At 73.9% G+C, this 18,001-nt stretch carries 19 protein-coding genes; 12 read left to right on the top strand and 7 right to left on the bottom strand.

What is annotated here, in order from left to right:
* Nucleotides 1-310: 310 nt before the first annotated feature.
* Complete coding sequence (locus ACZ6EM_RS29720; RefSeq protein ID WP_465773665.1) at nt 311-1,183, top strand: hypothetical protein; 873 nt, start codon at nt 311-313, stop codon at nt 1,181-1,183.
* Between the two features lie 64 nt (nt 1,184-1,247).
* Complete coding sequence (locus tag ACZ6EM_RS29715) at nt 1,248-2,108, top strand: hypothetical protein (RefSeq protein ID WP_465773664.1); 861 nt, start codon at nt 1,248-1,250, stop codon at nt 2,106-2,108.
* Here the strand turns inward: ACZ6EM_RS29715 and ACZ6EM_RS29710 are convergent.
* Entirely contained in the window at nt 2,068-3,378 is a 1,311-nt protein-coding gene (locus tag ACZ6EM_RS29710; RefSeq protein ID WP_465773696.1) for an RNA-guided endonuclease InsQ/TnpB family protein, read from the bottom strand. The two genes, ACZ6EM_RS29715 and ACZ6EM_RS29710, sit on opposite strands and share 41 nt — an antisense overlap.
* Before the next feature lie 149 nt (nt 3,379-3,527).
* Between ACZ6EM_RS29710 and ACZ6EM_RS29705 the strand changes: the two genes are divergently transcribed.
* From ACZ6EM_RS29705 to ACZ6EM_RS29690, 4 genes are all read left to right on the top strand, one after another.
* Nucleotides 3,528-4,361: a hypothetical protein gene (locus tag ACZ6EM_RS29705; protein WP_452180683.1), complete on the top strand. Its 834-nt coding sequence runs from the start codon at nt 3,528-3,530 to the stop codon at nt 4,359-4,361.
* A complete protein-coding gene (locus ACZ6EM_RS29700; protein ID WP_465773663.1) occupies nt 4,358-5,395 on the top strand; it encodes a hypothetical protein in 1,038 nt (345 codons plus the stop codon). Before ACZ6EM_RS29705 ends, ACZ6EM_RS29700 begins: the two co-directional genes overlap by 4 nt.
* A gap of 172 nt (nt 5,396-5,567) precedes the next feature.
* Nucleotides 5,568-6,224, top strand: a complete 657-nt coding sequence (locus ACZ6EM_RS29695) for a DUF4232 domain-containing protein (protein ID WP_465773662.1) — start codon at nt 5,568-5,570, stop codon at nt 6,222-6,224.
* Between the two features lie 124 nt (nt 6,225-6,348).
* Nucleotides 6,349-7,014, top strand: coding sequence for a GDSL-type esterase/lipase family protein (locus tag ACZ6EM_RS29690; protein ID WP_401045125.1), 666 nt, complete (start codon nt 6,349-6,351; stop codon nt 7,012-7,014).
* A gap of 45 nt (nt 7,015-7,059) precedes the next feature.
* Here the strand turns inward: ACZ6EM_RS29690 and ACZ6EM_RS29685 are convergent, their stop codons facing one another.
* Both ACZ6EM_RS29685 and ACZ6EM_RS29680 read right to left on the bottom strand, forming a co-directional pair.
* Nucleotides 7,060-7,959 (bottom strand): endonuclease/exonuclease/phosphatase family protein, encoded by a 900-nt coding sequence (locus ACZ6EM_RS29685; RefSeq protein WP_401045128.1) that lies wholly within the window; start codon nt 7,957-7,959, stop codon nt 7,060-7,062.
* A 263-nt stretch (nt 7,960-8,222) separates the two neighbouring features.
* Nucleotides 8,223-8,870, bottom strand: a complete 648-nt coding sequence (locus ACZ6EM_RS29680) for a M15 family metallopeptidase (RefSeq protein ID WP_401045131.1) — start codon at nt 8,868-8,870, stop codon at nt 8,223-8,225.
* A gap of 144 nt (nt 8,871-9,014) precedes the next feature.
* On the opposite strand from ACZ6EM_RS29680, the gene ACZ6EM_RS29675 reads away from it, so the two are divergent.
* The 3 genes from ACZ6EM_RS29675 to ACZ6EM_RS29665 all read left to right on the top strand — a co-directional run bounded on the left by ACZ6EM_RS29675 (nt 9,015) and on the right by ACZ6EM_RS29665 (nt 11,424).
* A complete protein-coding gene (locus ACZ6EM_RS29675) occupies nt 9,015-9,710 on the top strand; it encodes a response regulator transcription factor (protein ID WP_359910714.1) in 696 nt (231 codons plus the stop codon).
* A complete protein-coding gene (locus ACZ6EM_RS29670; protein WP_465773661.1) occupies nt 9,707-10,936 on the top strand; it encodes a sensor histidine kinase in 1,230 nt (409 codons plus the stop codon). The genes ACZ6EM_RS29675 and ACZ6EM_RS29670 overlap by 4 nt, the downstream gene beginning before the upstream one ends.
* 86 nt (nt 10,937-11,022) lie before the next feature.
* The gene (locus ACZ6EM_RS29665) at nt 11,023-11,424 is read left to right on the top strand and encodes a VOC family protein (protein WP_401055247.1); all 402 of its coding nucleotides are present in this window, start codon (nt 11,023-11,025) and stop codon (nt 11,422-11,424) included.
* 268 nt (nt 11,425-11,692) lie between these two features.
* Here ACZ6EM_RS29665 and ACZ6EM_RS29660 read toward each other — a convergent pair whose 3' ends face one another.
* Entirely contained in the window at nt 11,693-12,073 is a 381-nt protein-coding gene (locus tag ACZ6EM_RS29660; RefSeq protein WP_401055248.1) for a winged helix-turn-helix transcriptional regulator, read from the bottom strand.
* Nucleotides 12,074-12,216: 143 nt separating this feature from the next.
* Between ACZ6EM_RS29660 and ACZ6EM_RS29655 the strand changes: the two genes are divergently transcribed.
* Both ACZ6EM_RS29655 and ACZ6EM_RS29650 read left to right on the top strand, forming a co-directional pair.
* Entirely contained in the window at nt 12,217-13,275 is a 1,059-nt protein-coding gene (locus ACZ6EM_RS29655) for a zinc-binding alcohol dehydrogenase family protein (protein ID WP_452180688.1), read from the top strand.
* Between the two features lie 48 nt (nt 13,276-13,323).
* Nucleotides 13,324-13,737: a hypothetical protein gene (locus tag ACZ6EM_RS29650; RefSeq protein ID WP_465773660.1), complete on the top strand. Its 414-nt coding sequence runs from the start codon at nt 13,324-13,326 to the stop codon at nt 13,735-13,737.
* A 186-nt stretch (nt 13,738-13,923) separates the two neighbouring features.
* Here the strand turns inward: ACZ6EM_RS29650 and ACZ6EM_RS29645 are convergent, their stop codons facing one another.
* Nucleotides 13,924-14,376, bottom strand: coding sequence for a carboxymuconolactone decarboxylase family protein (locus ACZ6EM_RS29645; RefSeq protein WP_401054856.1), 453 nt, complete (start codon nt 14,374-14,376; stop codon nt 13,924-13,926).
* A 279-nt stretch (nt 14,377-14,655) separates the two neighbouring features.
* Here ACZ6EM_RS29645 and ACZ6EM_RS29640 point away from each other — a divergent pair, with 279 nt between their 5' ends.
* On the top strand, nt 14,656-15,174 hold the full coding sequence (locus ACZ6EM_RS29640; RefSeq protein ID WP_401054852.1) for a hypothetical protein: 519 nt from the start codon (nt 14,656-14,658) through the stop codon (nt 15,172-15,174).
* A 73-nt stretch (nt 15,175-15,247) separates the two neighbouring features.
* On the opposite strand, the gene ACZ6EM_RS29635 is transcribed toward ACZ6EM_RS29640, so the two are convergent.
* Entirely contained in the window at nt 15,248-16,351 is a 1,104-nt protein-coding gene (locus tag ACZ6EM_RS29635) for an NADH:flavin oxidoreductase/NADH oxidase (RefSeq protein ID WP_465773659.1), read from the bottom strand.
* Nucleotides 16,352-16,559: 208 nt separating this feature from the next.
* Entirely contained in the window at nt 16,560-17,954 is a 1,395-nt protein-coding gene (locus tag ACZ6EM_RS29630; RefSeq protein WP_465773658.1) for an MFS transporter, read from the bottom strand.
* Between the last annotated feature and the right edge of the window lie 47 nt (nt 17,955-18,001).

The raw sequence follows: 18,001 nt of genomic DNA, 5'->3' as shown, positions 1-18,001 counted from the left end.
TTCGTGCCGAGCGGTGACGGGACCGCGACATCGTCACGGGCCGCCGGGGCGGGAGGAGGCCGTGTTCGAATCGATGTGTCGACACAGTGTCATCACCGCAGGACAGCGCCCATTGCGGTTCGATCACGGTGTGTCCGATTCGTCGAACATTGGGGGAAAGTGTGACGGTTAACTGTTTTGGCAGCGGTGTCGGCGGCCTCTCATAATTCCTGCCGACACGCGTAACGGAATTCCCGGAGAACCCGCTGGGGCAGTGGCGCCCGCAAGGGGCCCGCGCGTGGGATTCCGCATTCTTCCTGGGGGGATTTCCTTGCCCGAGCCTGAGCCCGAGAACGAGGGCGCCGCCGCCGCACCTCCGGCACCGGCCGAGCCGGCCGCTGCGCCCGTACCGGAGCCGGCAACGCAGCCGGCCCCGCGCCGGCTGCCGCGCGCCGTCGGCGTCGCGCTGGCCACCGCCGGCCTGCTCGCCGTCACCGCGGCCAGCGCCGCGGTGACCGTCGCCGTCGGCAAGCCCGCCGCCCGCTCGGCCGCGGCCGCCCCCGCCCCGTCGCGGGTGGCCGCGAGCGCGAGCGCCAGTGCCACCGCGAGCGCCACCGCGTCCGCGACGCCCTCGGCCGCGCCCGTCCCGGCGCCCACCGCCGCCCCGGCCGAACCCGCCCCCGCCAGCACCGTCAAGGGCACGGTCAAGAACGGCCAGCACGAGGGCGACCTGCGCTACTTCCTGCTCCCCCTCCCGGCCGGCGGCGAGTCCTACGGTCCCGCGGACGGGATGACCATGACCAACGACGACGTCGCCGCGCTCTTCGGCAAGCAGGACGGCATCATGGACATCCTCGGCTCGTACGGCTACAGGAGCGGCGCGACCCGGACGTACCGGACCGCCGACGGCAAGGCCGAAGTCACCGTCACCCTGCTGAAGTTCGGCTCCACCGCGGCGGCACGCGACTTCGTCAAGGGCTACGAGGTCAAGTCGCTGAGCCCGTTCGACATCGACGGCGACCCGGGCGGCCACGGCTACCTGCAGGCCCCCAAGCAGCAGGCCTACACCGGATCGATGAGCGGCATCTCCAGCCAGGGCGACGTGCAGTACACGGTCGACGTCGACGTGAAGGGGACGCCCGACAAGGCGCTGCTGAACGAGCTGATGAAGCGCCAGCGCGAGTGGCTCACCGCCGGCGGCTGAGCCCGGCTCCGCCCGCCCGCCCGATTCCGCCCCTTCCTCTTCCCCCTTCTCTGGAGCCACTTCCGTGACCACCGAACCCGCGGAGCCGGTGCCCGCCGTGCCCGCCGTGCCCGCCGCGTCCGCGGCCGCTGTCCCGCCGTCGCCCGTCGCCCCGCCCGCCATGCCGCCCGTCGCCCCGCCCGTCGCGCCGGAGCACGGCGAACCCGCCGTCCCCGCCGAGCCGTTCGCGGCCGAGCCCGCTCCCGCCCCGCGCGCCCCGCGCCGCCCCCGCCCCGTGCTGCTGGGCGCCTGCGCCCTGGTGCTGGGCACTTTGGCCGGCGGCGGCATCGGCTACGCCGTGCAGGCCCAGCGCCCGCCCACGCCGCTGCCGCCGCTCCAGGTCGCCCACCCGTCCTACCCGGCCGGCACGGTCGACCCGGCCGCCCTCGCCGCCGAACAGCCCAAGCCGCTGGCCATCGACGGCGACCTGACCAAGCTGCTGATCACCGCCCCCGAGGGCAGCGCCCCCTGGGCGGACTTCGCGGACAAGCCGAGCTGGGTCTCGATCGGCGAACTCGCCGAGGAGAACGGCGACGAGGTCGCCACCTTCAAGGACCTCGCCTCCAACGGCTTCCGCCGCGCGGCCGAGGTGGCCTGGAAGAAGGACGACGTCCGCTACCGCATCACGCTGACCCAGTACACCGCGGACCACGCGGACCAGGTGCGCTCCGTCACCTGGCCGGCGTTCGCCGACGGCGCTCCCGGCGGCTACAAGGTGGACGCCGCGCCGCACCACTGGGCCGACAGCAACGAGCAGTACTACCTCGGCGAGGCCGTCGCCAAGCGCGGCCCGCTGGAGATGAAGGTCGAGGTCTTCGGCCCCCAGCCGGTGAACCCCGACATCCTCAAGGACCTCGCCAAGCGGCAGTGGGAGCGGCTGGTTTGACGTCCTCCTCGCGCTGAAGCACGGGGATTCCGGCCGCGCCCGCGGCGCGGGGCTTGCGCCCGGTGCCGCCGACGCTCCGGTGGGTTCCTGTTTCCACGGGCCGTGCCCGGCGTGGGATTGCCACGCCGGGGCTTACTGGCCCTCCGCAGGCGTTCAGCCTGTCCGCCCGCCCGGCGGCCAGGATGTTTCGAGCAGCATTGAGGTCACGATCGTGAGAGGTGCCGCACGCGCCACACGTCCACAGGCGGACGTCCAGCGGCTTGGGCCCGTCCAAGGTTCCGCACGTGGAGCACACCTGCGACGTGGGTTCGTACCGGCCGATCACGCCGAGGTGTCGTCCGTACCGCGTGGCCTTCTCCTCAAGGAGACGCCGAAAGGTCGACCATCCCGCGTCGTGGACGGACTTGCCCAGGCGGGTGCGGGCAAGGCCGTGCACATTCAGGTCTTCCAGGTACACCGCTTGGGTTTCGCGGATGATCCTGGTCGTCTGCTTGTGCAACCAGTCCATGCGGGTGTCGGCCACCTTGGCGTGAGCTCTGGCGACCTTGCGCCGAGCTTTCGCCCGGTTCTTCGATCCCTTGGCCTTGCGGGACAGAGCCTTCTGGGCGGCCTTCAACCGGCGCTCCGCTTTTCGCAGAAAGCGCGGGTTGTCGATCACTGTGCCGTCCGAGAGAACGGCATATGTGGTCAAACCGAGGTCGACTCCGATCTCGGTGTCCAATGCGGGAAGATGCTGGGGTTCGACGTCCACGACGAAGCTGGCGCGGTAGCGGCCGGAGGGATCGAGAACCACCGTCACGGACGAGGGGCCGGAAGGCAGAGGCCGGGACCACTTGACCCGGACGTCACCAATCTTGGCAAGATGCAGCTTGCCGTTGGACCGCAGGCGGAACCCGTTCCGGGACAACCGCAGCGACTGCCGGTTGTCCTTGCGGGACTTGAACACGGGCAGGCCCACCGGGCGAGCGGCCCGCTTGCCGGTCTTCGAGTCGAAGTAGTTCCGGTAGGCGGTGTCCAGGTCGCGAAGGGACGACTGCAAGGCGTCCACCGACACCGACCCGAGCCACGACCTGGCAACGGTCTTCTTCGCGTCGGTGATCACAGCTTTGGCCAATGTGCCGGTCGGGATATTCGACCGGTCCGCTTTCCACGCCTGCTTCCGCAGGGCGAGCGCATCGTTGTAGACCACCCGCACGCACCCGAACGTACGGGCCAGTACCTGACACTGACGTTCCGTCGGATAGATGCGATAGGAGTACCTGAGATACACGGGATCAGCCTGCCAGCAGGCACTGACAATCACCTGTGGCCACCTGTACGGCGGTCCGTTCCAACGGCGAAACGCCGTTCCCTGACCTGCCCCGCAGGCAGCCCGTTTCCTCCCCCGGCCCAAGCCGGGGGTATCCACGGAGGTCCCCGATGAACGACGACACCGTGACCACCGCTGCCGCCCCCGGCACCCCCGAGCCGGTGCCCGCCGCACCCGCCGCACCCGGCGTTCCCGCCGGTCCGAGTCCCGCCTCCCGCCGCCTGCTGCGCGCGGGCGCCGCGACCGCCGCGGCCGCGCTGGTCGGCGTGGTCATCGGCGTCGGCATCATCAAGACCCGGTACGACGACCCCGCGCCGGTCACCGTCGCCGCCCCGTCCACCGGTCCCACGCCCACCGCGACCGCCACGCCGTACGGCGCCAAGTCCAACGGCAGCCACTTCGGCTCGCTGCGCGACCTGCTGCTGCCCGTCCCGGCCGGCTACCAGCCCGGCCCGGACGACGGCGGCTACGGCAACGACACCGAGCTGGGCGGCGAGCAGCTGGCCGCCGAGCTGGACGCCGACCTCCAGCAGCTCCCCAAGGAGAAGCGCGACAAGATGCGCGCCTACTGGGAGAGCATGCACGTCAAGGCCACCGGCGTGCGCACCTACCGCGCCGACGGGGACGACCTGGTGATCGGTCTGAAGCTGCGCCAGTTCAACCAGCAGGAAGTGCAGCGGATCAACGAGTACACCGCGGTCTTCACCGGCGACACCGGCCTGTTCCGGATCGGCCCGGCGATCCCCGGCCACCCCGAGGCGCACTGCTACCTGATGCCGGCGCCGCCGTCCGCGCCGATCGACTACCTGGAGTGCTCGGCCGCCGAGGGCGACCTCCTGGTGATCATGAGCGCCGAGGGCGTGGCACCGCTGCCCAAGGACAGGATCGTCGCCCTCTTCACCGCCCAGCTCGACCGCCTCGCCCGCCCGGGAGCGTCCGTATGACCGACCACGCCACCCCGCCGCCCGCGCCCGAGAACGCGCCCGCGCCCGCGCCCGCGCCCGCGCCCGGGAACGTCCCGGCGAACGCTCCCGCGCCCGCGAACGCGCCCGATCCGCTCCTGGCGGCGCTCGCCGCGCCCGTCGCCGTCCCCGAGGACCCGGCCGTCCTCGCGGAGCGGGAGGCCCGCCGGGCCCTGCGCCGCAAGGCCGCGGTGCGCTGGGGCGGCGCCGCCCTGGTGTTCGTCCTCGCCGGCACCGGCACCGCTCTGGCCGTCACCGCGCCCGAGCGCACCGACCTGCCGGGCCTGGCCACCGCGAGCGACGGCCGCTACACCTTCGCGCCGCTGACCCTGCCGCCGCTGCCCGCCGGCAAGAACGCCCCGGACGACAAGGGCAAGTCCCTGCACCACGCGGACCTGCGCCACCTGCTGCTGCCCGCGCCCGAGGAGGCCGGTGGTTCGCTGACCCCGCCCGTCTTCCCGGCCCCCGGTGCCGGTGCCGTCCCCTCGGGGGCGCCCACCGCCTCGGGGTCGCCGACCGCCTCCCCGGCGCCCTCGGCCGCCGCCGGCGCGCCCGCCGCCGGCTCCGGGTTCGGCCAGTGGGTGCCCTGCGACGCGCTCGCCGAGGACCAGCAGGACCCGGTCAAGGTGCGCGTCCTGCTGCTGGAGGACGCCTGCCGCGCGGCCACCGTCCGGGAGTGGACGGCCTCCGACGGCACCCGCACCCAGATCCGGCTGCTGCGCTTCGGCTCCGTCCGGGAGTCCTGGGAGGCCTTCGCCGACCTGCGCTCCAAGGGTCGCCCCAAGGCCGCCGCCGACACCAGGAGCACCCCCCACGACGACTGGGACACCCTCGACGGCATGAGCCTGACCACCGTGGAGTCCACCGCGGCCGGCTCCAAGGGCGCCCCCACCGCCCGCGTCGCCTACCTCTCCGCCGCCGACGTCCTCGCCGTCGTCACCATGACCAACCCCGCCGGCGTGCCCACCGCGCCGTTCCGGCAGGTCGTCACCCTCCAGGCGGATCTGCTGTCCTGACCTCGCCTCAGCGGCCGGGCCGGTTCCCCCCGGGGGGCCGGCCCGGCCGTCTTCCCCGCGCGCCTTCTGGGACAGGATCGGGATATTTCCCGCACCGGCCCGTGAACGACCCCCGCGTACGGTGATCACGCATCGGAGAACGCACCGCCGAAAATCGACAGCAGGAGAACCCATGCGCACGCGCCGCCTCGTCCTCACCGCCGCCGCCGTCGCGGCGATCGCCGCCACCGCCACGGCCTGCGGACCGGACAACAGCGACACGAGCGCCGCTCCCGCCGCCACCGGCCCCGCCGCCACCGGCCCCGCGGCACCCGCCGCCGCGCCCACCACGGCCGCCCCGGCCGGGGCCGCGCCGACGAAGACCGCCCCGCCCAAGTCCTCCGCCGCCCCCTCCGCCCCCTCCGCCCCCGGCGCCGACAAGAGCGGGTACGGCCAGGCCTGCGGAGCCAACGACCTGGACTTCACCGCGAAGGCCGAAACCCAGGCCGGCGGCTACATCCTGATCAGCGCCAAGGCCAAGCAGGGCATCACCTGCACGCTCCCCGCCACCCACCCCGTCATCGCGTTCGGCTCCGGCGGCATCGAGGCCGGGCCCTTCGAGCACGGCACCGGAGAGTCGATCACCCTGAGCGGCGCCAAGACCGCCTACGCGGGCATCATGGCCAAGACCACCAAGGGCAACCAGGCCGTCCAGTACACCGACGTCATCATCGGCATCGGCACCCCCGACCCGAACCCGGCGAGCGTCCCCGTCGGCACCACCCCGGTCGACAAGCCGGTCGTCACCAACTGGCACACCCTGCCCAAGGACGCCGTCCCCGCGAGCTGACGCCACGTCACATACACGATGGTGAAAGCCGGATGACGGCGGAATGCCGACGGCCGCCGGTGTGCCGACGGCGCGGCCCGGCACCTTGGAAGAGGACCTGCCCCACCTCTTCCAAGGAGCGCACATGACGATCACCGTCCGGCCGGGAAGCACCGTGATGTTCACCGGCGACTCGATCACCGACGGCCGGCGCCGGGAGAGCGAGGACGGCCTCGGAACCGGCTACCCGCTGCTCGTCGCGGGCGAGTGGGGCCACCGCCACCCGGACCGGCCGGTGACCTGGCTGAACACCGCGAACGCCGGCGACAAGGCGATGGACCTGGAGGCCCGCTGGCGCACGGACGTGCTCGACGCGCGCCCGGACGTGGTGTCGATCCTCGTCGGGGTCAACGACACGGGCTGGCACACCCTCGACCCGGAGGGGTACCCGATCCCCGCGGAGCGCTTCGAGGCGACCTACGACCGCCTGCTCGCGCCCCTCGCCGAGGCGGGCACCCAACTGCTCCTCATCGAGCCGTTCCTCGTGCCGATCCGCGGCGTCGTCGAGGCCGGCGACGCGGTGCTCATCGGCGAGAAGGAACGCGAGCAGTGGCGCGCCGACCTGGACCCGAAGATCCAGGCCGTGCGCAGGCTCGCCCGCCGGTACGGCGCCCAACTGCTCGCCGCGGACGGCAGGTTCGCCGAACTCGGCGCGACGGCCCGACCGGAGCACTGGTCCGCGGACGGCGTCCACCCGACCCCGGCCGGCCACGCCGCACTCGCGGCCGCCTGGCTGCGCCTGGTCGCCTGACCGGGCCGGGAGCACGGTCCCGGCCCGGCCGCCGGGCCCCTGCCGTCACCCCTGCAGCCTCGCCGCCACCGGGCGGTGGTCGCTGGGGGTGGCGGGGAGGGTCCAGGTGTCGGTGGCGGCAAGGCCGCGGGTGAGCACGTGGTCGATGCGGACCAGGGGGAACGCGGCCGGCCAGCTGAAACCGAAGCCGCTGCGGGCCGGGGTGAGACGGCGGGCCAGCGGGGCCAGGGCGCGGTCGTCGGCGGCGGTGTTGAGGTCGCCCAGCAGCACGACCCGGCGCAGCGGTTCGGCGTCCAGGGCCCCGGCGAGGGCGGCGATGTCGCGGTCGCGGTGGGCGGTGGCGAAGCCGGAGAAGGTCGTGCGCACCGAGGCGAGGTGGGCGACGTACACCGCCAACGGCCCGCCCGGGGCGCTGACTTCGGCCCGCAGGGAGCGGTTCCAGCCGGGGTCGATGATCAGCCGCCGGGACTCCGTCACCGGGTAGCGGCTCCACAGGGCGACGGTGCCGGTGCGGGCGTGGTGGGGCAGGGCCCGGTCCAGCACGCTCCGGTAGGCGGGCAGGGCCGCGTCGGTGACCTCCTCCAGCGCGATGAGGTCCGGGTCGGCGGCGAGCAGCGCGCGGGCGGTGCCGGCCGGGTCCCGGTTGGCGGCGTTCACGTTGTGGGTGACCACCGTCAGGCCCGGCCCGCCGGCCCCGCCCGCCGGGGCCCCGCCGGACAGCAGCAGCGGCCCGAACACCACCGCCCACACCGCCACCAGCACCCCGCCCGCGCAGGCCGCCGCCGGTGCCCGGCGCAGCGCCGCGCACAGCAGCGCCGCCACCGCCACCAGGCCGCTCCACGGCAGGGCGCTCTCCCACAGACTGCCCAGGCCCACGCCGAGCTCCGGCACCAGCCGGTGGCCGCCCAGGGCGAGCGCGGTGAGCAGCCCGAGCGCGGCGGGCACGCGCCCGCGCCGCCAGCGGGGCACGGCCCGCCACGCGGGCGCGGCTCCCCGCCCCGGTGCGCCCTGCCCCCTCGACACGAGGAGCCGCTTCAGTGCGGCCAACCATCTCGGTGCGGCCGGCCACGTCGGCGCGGCCCGTCGCCGTCGCTCCGGCGGGCCGGGCCGGGCGGGCGCCCCGGTCAGTGCGGGCGCCCCGGGCGGCACGGGCGGCACGGACGCCCCGGGCGTCTCGGACGGCACGGAAGACGTCACGGCGCGCCCCCTCACCCTGCGGCGTCCGGCAGCGGAGCCGGGCAGGTCCCGCCCGGCCGGGTGAGCAGTTCGAAGTGCCAGATCTCGTTGTTGTACACCTGGCACAGCCCGTACCGGGCGCCGTACTGGATCAGCCAGTAGTCGGCGCTGGTCGGGCCGACGTCCACCGCCTTGCCGGAGACGTGCGCGGACTTCTCCGGCGTGTTGACGAACTTCCGGGCCTGCTCCACGCTCCCGTACCTGGTCACCGCCCGGTCCAGCAGCCGCTGCTGGTAGGCCTTGCTGCGCCAGCCGGAGGTGACGGTCATCTCGATGCCCTGGGCCCGGGCGTCGCCGGCCGCCCGCTGCAGGGCCTCGCGCAGCGGCCCGTCCAGGTTGCCCACGGCCGGGGAGCCGGTGTCGGAAGGGCTCAGGGTCCTGCCGTCCGGGATCTCCCCGTCCGCCTCGGCCTCCGTCGTGACGGGCTTGGCGGTGACGGTGGCCGCCAGGGTGCGCAGCACCGCCCCGGCGCCCGGCGGGTCGGCGGCGGCGCACGCCCCGGCCAGGGTCAGCACCGCCGTCGCGGCGGCGCCCGCGGCCAGCCGCCGCCGTCCGCCGCGCGCCGCCGTGCCCGTGGCCGTGCCGGTACCCGTCTCCGTCGGGGTGTCCGTCGTGTCCATTCCTGCCTCCCGGTGGTGCTCGTCCGTTGCCGGACCATTGGAGGAGAGCCGGTGTTGCGAGGACGTCTGCGCAGGCCGATACGTTTTCGATAGGTCCCATCGGGTCCAATGGGTACGAACAGCGGAGAGCAGGGAGAACGGCACGTGCGGGTCCTGGTGGTGGAGGACGAGATCTACCTCGCGGAGGCGGTCCAGGCGGGCCTGCGGCTGGAGGCGATCGCCTGCGACATCGTCACCGACGGCGACGCGGCGCTGGAGCGCCTGGCCGTCCACAGCTACGACGTCGTCGTCCTCGACCGCGACATCCCCGGCACCCACGGCGACGACGTCTGCCGCAGCATCGTCCGCAGCGGCCTCGGCTGCCGGGTGCTGATGCTCACCGCCGCCGCCCGCCTGAACGAGAAGGTCGCCGGCTTCGAACTCGGCGCCGACGACTACCTCACCAAGCCCTTCGACCTCGCCGAACTCGTCGTACGGCTGCGCTCGCTGGCCCGCCGCCCCGCCCAGGCCGCCCCGCCCGTCCTGGAGTACGCCGGGCTGCGCCTGGACCCCTTCCGCCGCGAGGTCTACCGGGACGGCCGCTACGTGGGCCTGTCCCGCAAGCAGTTCGCCGTCCTGGAGGTCCTGATGGCGGCGCGCGGCGGCGTCATCAGCGCCGAGGACCTGCTGGAACGCGCCTGGGACGAGAACGCCGACCCCTTCACCAACGCCGTCCGCATCACCATCTCCGGCCTGCGCAAACGCCTCGGCGACCCGTGGGTGATCCAGACCGTGCCGGGCGTGGGCTACCGCCTCACCGACCCCTCCACCGACCCCGGCCAGGAAGGCACCCCGCGGTGAACCCCGACCCCGGCTCCGACTCCTCCGACCCCGGCCGCCGTACGGGCGGCCGCCGTACGGGCGGACGCCGCACCGGAAACCGCCCGCGCCGCCTGACCGCCCGGATGCGCCTGACCCTCAGCTACACCCTCTTCGCCGTCACCGCCGGCCTCCTCTCCCTCGCCGTGGTCTACGTCGGCATGCGCTACGTCCCCAACTACCCCCTCACCTCCTCCAACCCGCGCTACCGCTCCGACGCCCCCTCCCGCCAGGAGATCCTGGACTCGCTGCTCAGGGCCAGCGGCTACGCCCTGGCCCTGCTGACCGCCGTCGGCCTGATCGGCGGCTGGCTGATCGCCGGCCGGGTGCTGCGCCCGCTGCAGGACATCACCCGCGCCGCCCACCGCGCCGCGAGCGGGGCCCTGGAACACCGCATCGCCCTCACCGGGCCGCGCGACGAGTTCACCGACCTCTCCGACGCCTTCGACGAGATGCTGGCACGCCTCCAGCGCTCCTTCGAGGCCCAGCAGCGCTTCGCCGCCAACGCCTCCCACGAACTGCGCACCCCGCTGGCGATCACCCGCACCATGCTCCAGGTCGCCGCCGCCGACCCGGCCGGCCAGGACTGGGGCCGCCTCGTCACCCGCCTCCAGGACACCAACCAGCGCGGCATCGAGATCAGCGAAGCCCTGCTCCAGCTCGCCGACCTCGGCCACGCCCCGCCCGACCTCGCCCCCACCGACCTCGCCGCCGCCACCGGCGAGGCGCTGGCCGCCGTCCGCGACGAGGCCGAGGCCTTCGGTGTCACCCTCACCGCCGACCTGCGCCCCGCCCCGACCACCGGCAACCCCGTCCTGCTGCGCCAGGCGGCCGTCAACCTGCTGCACAACGCGCTGCGGCACAACCTGCCGCCCGGCGCCGGCGGGCGGGTCACCGTCGCCACCGGGGCCGACCCCGAGCGGCCCGGCCGGGTGCACCTGACCGTCACCAACACCGGCCCGCGGCTGACGGAGGAGGCCGTGGCCACCTTCACCGAACCGTTCCTGCGCGGACGCGGGCGCACCGCCGGGACCGACCCGGCCCGCCGCGGCCACGGCCTGGGCCTGGCGATCGTCGCCGCCGTCACCGAGGCCCACCACGGCGAACTCCACCTCGCCCCCGACCCGGCCGGCGGCCTGCGGGCGACCCTCGCCCTGCCAGGCCCGGCCGCCGACCGGGAACGGCCCGACCCGCGCGCAGCCGGATGACCGGAAAAAATCCCTCCGTCCGTCACATCCCCGGGCCGGGATCCGTCGGTGAGGCGACAGCGACCGACAGCCGGAAGGACCGCACCGTGCTCACCAACCTCATGTACGTGACGCTCTACGTCACCGACCAGGACCGCGCCCTGACGTTCTACACGGAGCAGCTCGGCCTGGAGAAGCGCATCGACTTCCCCAACCCCGGCGGACGCTTCCTCACCGTCGGCGTCCCCGGCACCCCGGTCGAACTCCTCCTGTGGGCGCACCCCGCCGCCGCGGGCCGGCCGGACGGGCCGGACGGGACGCCCGGCCCGGTCATCCTCGAATCGGACGACCTGCGGGCCGACGTCCGGGTGTTCCGCGACCGCGGGGTGGTCTTCGACCTGCCGGAGCCGGAGGACTACGGATTCGGGGTCCGCATCGAGACGGCGGACCCGGACGGCAACCGGATCTCGCTGCGCCAGCGCCGCCGTCCGGACCAGGCCGACGGCTGACCCTCCGCGGCTCCGGCGCGGCGGGCGGCCCAGGAGCGCCGGGCGGACGGCGGCGAGCAGGTGGTCTTCCGGGACGGCTGGCGCCACTGGTGCCCGGCCGTCGACCGCGGGATGCGCGATCCGGGGGCCCGGCTCCTCACCGTCGTCCCCGACGACGAGGCAGGTCGTCGCGACCGGCCCCCGGGACAGCTCGGTGAGCCGGGCGAGGGCCGCCGCCCCGACGGAAGCGCATGCGCGTTTCGCCCCGGGCCTTTCGGGCGGGCCGGGCTCAGGCGGGGCCGGGGAAGCGGTCGATGTTGTGCTCCACCCAGGTGCGCAGGTGAGCCAGCGGGACGCAGGCGTCCGCGCCCAGTGCGGTGAGGCTGTACTCGACCCGCGGGGGGACCTCGGCGTGGATCTCGCGGTCGACCAGGCCGTGCTCCTCCAGCCGGCGCAGGGTCTGGGTGAGCACCTTGGGGCTGACGCCCTGCAGGCGGGTGCGCAGCGCGCCGAAGCGTTGCGGGCCGTCCTCCAGGGCGCCCAGCGCGAGGGCGCTCCACTTGTTGGCCAGCAGGTCGAGCATGTCGCGGCAGGGGCAGGCCGCGGCGTAGACGGACCTGGGGTCGGTGCAGTCGGGGGCATGGCTCTTCGCCGTACGGGTCGTCGTCACCCGCCGATGGTACCCATCGGGTACTGCTTCGGTACCCGATGGGTACCAATGGTCCTTGCGGGTAACCACCACCCCTCGCATACCGTCGCCGACGTGCCCGGACGGCGATGCGCCGCCCACCCCTTCCGACGAGGAGACCCCTGATGCCCGAGACGACCACGACCCCCGGGACGGCCGCGATCCCCGCGACGATGCCCGCCGTCGCCTACCGCAGGAGCCTGCCGGTCGACGACCCGCAGAGCCTGCTCGACGTCGAGCTGCCCGTGCCCCGGCCGGGCCCGCGCGACCTGCTGGTGCGGGTGGAGGCGGTGGCCGTCAACCCGGTGGACCACAAGGTCCGGCAGAACGCCGACCCGGGCGGTGAGCCGCGGGTGCTGGGCTGGGACGCGTCCGGCACCGTGGTCGCGGTCGGCCCGCAGGTGGAACTGTTCGAGGTCGGCGACGAGGTGTACTACGCCGGCGCCCTGGAGCGGCCCGGCACCAACTCCCGCTACCACGCGGTGGACGAGCGCCTGGTCGGCCACAAGCCCGCCACCCTCTCCCACGCCGGGGCCGCCGCGCTGCCGCTGACCGCGCTGACCGCCTGGGAGGGCCTCTTCGAACGCCTCGGCCTGGGCACCGGCGGCCCGGAGCAGGGCGGCACCCTGCTGGTGACCGCCGCCGCGGGCGGCGTCGGCTCCCTCGTCACCCAGCTCGCCCGCGCCCTCACCGGCCTGACCGTGATCGGCACCGCGTCCCGCCCGGAGTCGGCCGACTTCGCCCGCCGCATGGGCGCCGACCACGTGATCGACCACACGCGCCCGCTCGGCCCGCAGCTGGCGAAGGCCGCCCCCGGCGGCCTCGACCACGTCTTCAGCACCGTCGCCACCGACCGCAACCTCGCCGCCTACGCCGAGGCCCTGAACCCCTTCGGCGGCATCGTCGCCATCGACGACTTCGACTCCCTGGACATCGGCGTCCTCAAGGGCAAGAGCATCTCCTTCCACTGGGAGTTCATGTTCACCCGCTCCCTGCACGCCACCGCCGACCAGGCGGTGCAGCACCGGATCCTCGACCGGGTCGCGCGCCTGGTGGACGCGGGCGTCCTGACCACCACCGCCACCCGCGACCTCGGCCCCGTCAACGCCGCCAACCTCCGGGCGGCCCACCGACTCCAGGAGTCCGGTGCGGCGATCGGCAAGACGACCCTGACCGGGTTCTGAGCCGATGTCCCGGCCGACGGTCCGGTGAAGGTCTGCCAAGCTGCTTCGGTGTTCGAATTTCGTCTCTGGCTTGCCGCACTCCCGGGACCCGTACCCGAGGCCGAAGCCCGCAGCTACTGGAACCTGAAGGATCTCCCCACCCCGAACCTCGACGGAGCCCTGAGGCGCGCCAACTACGTCTACGTCGGCGCCTGGCACGAGGGCCATCTGTCGGACGAGCCGCAGCCCGGCCGCTGCCCCGCGGTCAGGATCTCCACCTGGTTGTTCCACCGCGGGACCATCGACCGCTACCAGGCGCCGCTTCTCGACGCCCGGTTGAGGGACGAACTCATCAGGATCCACCAACCCCGCCCGGGTGACCTGCCGGCGGAGTCCACCGATGCGGAGACGATCGCCGCGTTCCTCACGGCGCACCTCGGCCGGCACCTGCTGCCCGAGGAGGAACCACCGGCCACGGCATGACACGCCGGACGGGCCGACCTCCCGCTCCGGCCTGCGGGGCGAGGCCTCTTCGCTGGGGTGCGGTTGTTGCCACTCGACACCACCCAGGGGATCCGGCCCGCCCTGTTGCAGCGGGGCGGGCCAGGTGCGGCACCCGCCGTACCGAAGCGCGCACCAGCACCACCGGGCCGTGGGGCCGGCTGCCGGTCAGTCGGCCTGCCGGTCCGACGGCACGTCTGCCGGCCGGTCCGTCACGACCGGCAGGAGGCCGCGCTCGCCGAACACCTTCTTGGCGACGAAGGTCGCGTTCAGCGCCTTCGGGAACCCGCAGTAGACGGCGGAGTGCAGCAGCGCCTCGACGATCTCCTGCGGCGTCAGCCCGACGTTCAGCGAGGCGTTGACGTGGACCTCCAACTGCGGCTCGCACCCGCCGAGCGCGGTGAGCATGCCCAGGGTGACCAACTGCCGCTCGCGCGGCGCCAGCCCGGGACGGCTGTAGATCTCCCCGAACCCCCACGCGACCACCTGGTGCCCGAGCTCGGGGCTCACCTCGCCCAGCGACTCCACCACCCGCCGCCCGGCCTCGCCGTCGATCCGGTCGAGCACCTCGGACCCGTGCGCGAAACGCTCCCGGCGGACCTCGGCCTCACTCGCGGACATGCTCATCTGCGCTGCTCCTCTCCCGTTTCCCGGCCGCCGACCACCGCGGCGGCGACCACGGAAGGAACCGTAGAACTTGGAGCGCACTCCAACTCAAGTCCGCCACGCAACTCCACCTCCACAGGAAGATTTGCGGCCCGGACCCCCTGAAATGGCATCACCCCGCCCTACCCGGGCCGAAAGATTTCCTGCGGACCACGCACCCGATCGGACGGGGCCCGCACTGCGCCGGGGTAGCGTTGTCCGTCCGTTCCCGGGTTTTCGCGAGATGGAGCAGCCGTGTCCTCGAACGTCTTCCGCAGCGGCATCGGACAGCTGCTCCCCGATCAGGGGCCCGATGGGCTGAGGGTCTGGAGCGTGGCCCGGGCGCCGAGGAGCACGCTGTACGGCGCCCCCGTCGAGACCACCATCCTGCTCGAAGGCACCGACGACCTCGACCGGGCCGATCTTCCCCTGGTCGGCGAGGTGCTCGGCAGGGTCGACCACTACATCGGGACGGGGATCCGCTTCGTGCGCGAGCAGGTGGAGGCCGACCCGGCCTTCTTCGGCCTCACCGAAGCACAGGCGCAGCCCTACCGCGGCCTGCCCGTCGCGGACTTCCCCCTGGACTGCCCGCAGCTCAACTTCTACCTCGACGAGTGGCACCTGCGTTTCGCCGAGGGACGCCTGCCGATCTGCGACCCCTACGGCCTCGCGGTCGTGTTCGACGGCCAACGGCCGGTGAGAGTGGAGGACTTGAGCGACGCCACGGCCGTGGACGACGAAGGCGCCGACGGCTCGCGGCGACAGGGAGCCTGAGCAGCCCCCTGGGGCCCGCGTGGGGCGGGGAGCCGACCGGATCGGCTCCCCGCCCCACGCGCGCATGCGGGCGTCAGGCGCGGTGGTACGGGGCGGGGGTGGCGACCTCGCCGCCGAGGGTGGCGGCGGCGTGGCGGGCCCAGTAGGGGTCGCGCAGCAGTTCGCGGCCGATCAGGACGGCGTCGGCGTGGCCGTCGGTGAGGATGGCCTGGGCCTGGGCGGGGTCGGTGATCAGGCCGACGGCGGCCACCGGCAGGTCGGTCTCGCGGCGCACGGCCTCGGCGAAGGGCACCTGGAAGCCGGGCCCGGCCTCGATCCGGGCGTCGGGGACGATGCCGCCGGTGGAGACGTCGAGCAGGTCGACGCCGTGGGCCCGGAGCTCCTTGGCGAGGCGGACGGTGTCCTGCGAGGTCCAGCCCTCGCGGCCGTCCTGCGGGTTCTCGGTGATCCAGTCGGTCGCGGAGACGCGGAAGAAGACCGGCAGGTCCTCGGGCCACACCGAGCGGACGGCGTCGACGACCTCCAGCGCGAAGCGGATGCGGCCCTCGTAGGAGCCGCCGTAGCCGTCGGTGCGGTGGTTGGACGCGGGGGAGAGGAACTGGTGGACCAGGTAGCCGTGGGCGCCGTGGACCTCGGCGACCTGGAAGCCGGCGTCGAGCGCGCGCCGGGCGGCGTCGGCGAACTGCCGCACGATCCCGCCGATCTGCTCCTCGGTCAGCTCGTCCGGGGTGGTGTGGGCGGGGGAGAAGGCGTCGGCGCTGGGGCCGACCGGGGTCCAGCCGTGCTCCTCGTCCGGGGTGACGGGGCGTCCGCGGTCGATCCAGGTGCGCTCGGTGGAGGCCTTGCGTCCGGCGTGGGCGAGCTGGATGGCGGGGACGGTGCCCTGGCTCTTCAGGAAGTCGGTGATCCGGCGGAAGGCGGTGACCTGCTCGTCGTTCCAGATGCCGAGGTCGTACGGGCTGATGCGTCCTTCGGGGCTGACCGCGGTGGCCTCCGTGATGATCAGCCCGGTGCCGCCGGCGGCGCGGGCCGCGAGGTGGGCGAAGTGCCAGTCGGTGGGCACGCCGGCCGCGTCCCCGTTCGGGGCGGCGCTGTACTGGCACATCGCCGGCATCCAGATGCGGTTGGGGACGGTCAGGGACCGCAGGGTGAACGGGGCGAAGAGAGAGGTGCTCATGTCGGACTCCCGGTGGGGCGGCTGACGCCAGGACGCAGAGGCTAATCAAGGACGAGCATGCAACTTTTGCAGCTGCATTTACATTCGCAAACAATAGTTGCGCACGCAGGGACTTGCAAGGGTCGGCACCCCGTAACGCCGGACGGCGCCGCCCGGGGAACCGGGCGGCGCCGTCGAAGCGGGACGCGGGGGCCGTGCGCGGCGGCCGTCAGCGCGCCGTCTGCGGGACCCGCTGGGTGGGGACGGCGGCCCGGGCCGGGCGCGGGGCGCCGGCGGCGGCCGCGGGGGAGGCGCCGAGCGCGGTGCCGCGGGTCTCCTCGGCCCACAGGACGCAGACCAGCAGGCCGACGGCGGTGGTCCCGGCGGCGATCAGCATGGTCGGGCCGGTGCCGAGCCCGGTCAGCGACAGCGGCAGCAGGTAGGTGCCGACGGCCGCGCCGATCCGGCTGACCGAGGTGGCAACGCCCACGGCGGTGGCACGGATCTCGGTGGGGAACAGCTCGTTGGGGTAGGTCCAGTCGAGCACGTTCGGCCCGCCGCACAGGAAGGCGTACGCGCACAGCGCCAGCAGCGCGACGGCGGCCGGGGCGGTGGGCCACACGCCCAGCAGCGCCAGCGGGACGGTCATCAGCGCGAAGGACCAGATGATGACGGGCCGCCGGCCGCGGGTGTCGATCAGGCGCAGCGCCGGGTAGCAGCCGAGCAGGAAGACCAGGCTGATCAGGCCGGTGCCGAGGGTCTCCGTCACGGTGCCGCCCGGCATGCCGAAGGAGGAGAGGATCTGCGGGCCGAAGGTGAGCATCGCGAACAGCGGGCCGACCTGGCACATGAAGAACAGGCCGCAGAACAGGGTGCGGCGCCGGTAGGGCTGGGTCATCAGCAGGCGCAGCCCGGCGGGGCGGCCGCGCTCGGCCGGATCGGGCATCAGCTCGCGGCCGTCGACCCGGACCCCGAGGTGCTTCTCGACCACGCGCACCGCGTCACCGACCCGCCCGTTGGCGGCGAGCCAGCGCGGGGACTCCGGCGAGCCGCGCCGGATCACCAGGAACACCACGCACAGCACCGTGGAGCTCGCCAGCATCCACCGCCAGCTGCCCGGCCCGGCCAGCTCCAGGAACAGGTAGCCCACCACGTAGGCGAGCACCGAGCCGGCGTACCAGGCGACGATCTGCTGCCCGAGCAGGCGGCCGCGTTTCTTGGCGGGCAGCCACTCGGCGAGCAGCGAGGTGGCGATGGGGTAGTCGGCGGCCACGGCCATGCCGAGCACGAAGCGCAGCACGGCGATCGCCCACACCGCGTCCACCCAGAAGGAGAGCACCGAGCAGGCGACCATCACGAGCAGGTCGGCGGTGTACATCACCTCCCGGCCGATCTTGTCGGTCAGCACGCCGAAGAGCGCGCCGCCGACGAACATTCCCACCAGCGCGGCGGCGCCGATCAGGCTGACCTCGGCGGTGGACAGCCCGAGGTCCGGGCGCATCCCGATCAGGGCGACGCCGACGATGCTCAGGATGTAGCCGTCGAGCAGGGGTCCGCCCGAACAGGCCAGGGCCAGCCTGCGGTGGAACGCGGTATACGGGGCGTTGTCGATGGTCTGGGACATGTGCTGGGGGTCCTCCGGAGCGTACGGCACGCACTGCGCACCGTGCG

Source organism: Kitasatospora sp. NPDC041917 (assembly GCF_055589745.1).
This window is presented reverse-complemented; position numbering and strand designations above follow the sequence as displayed.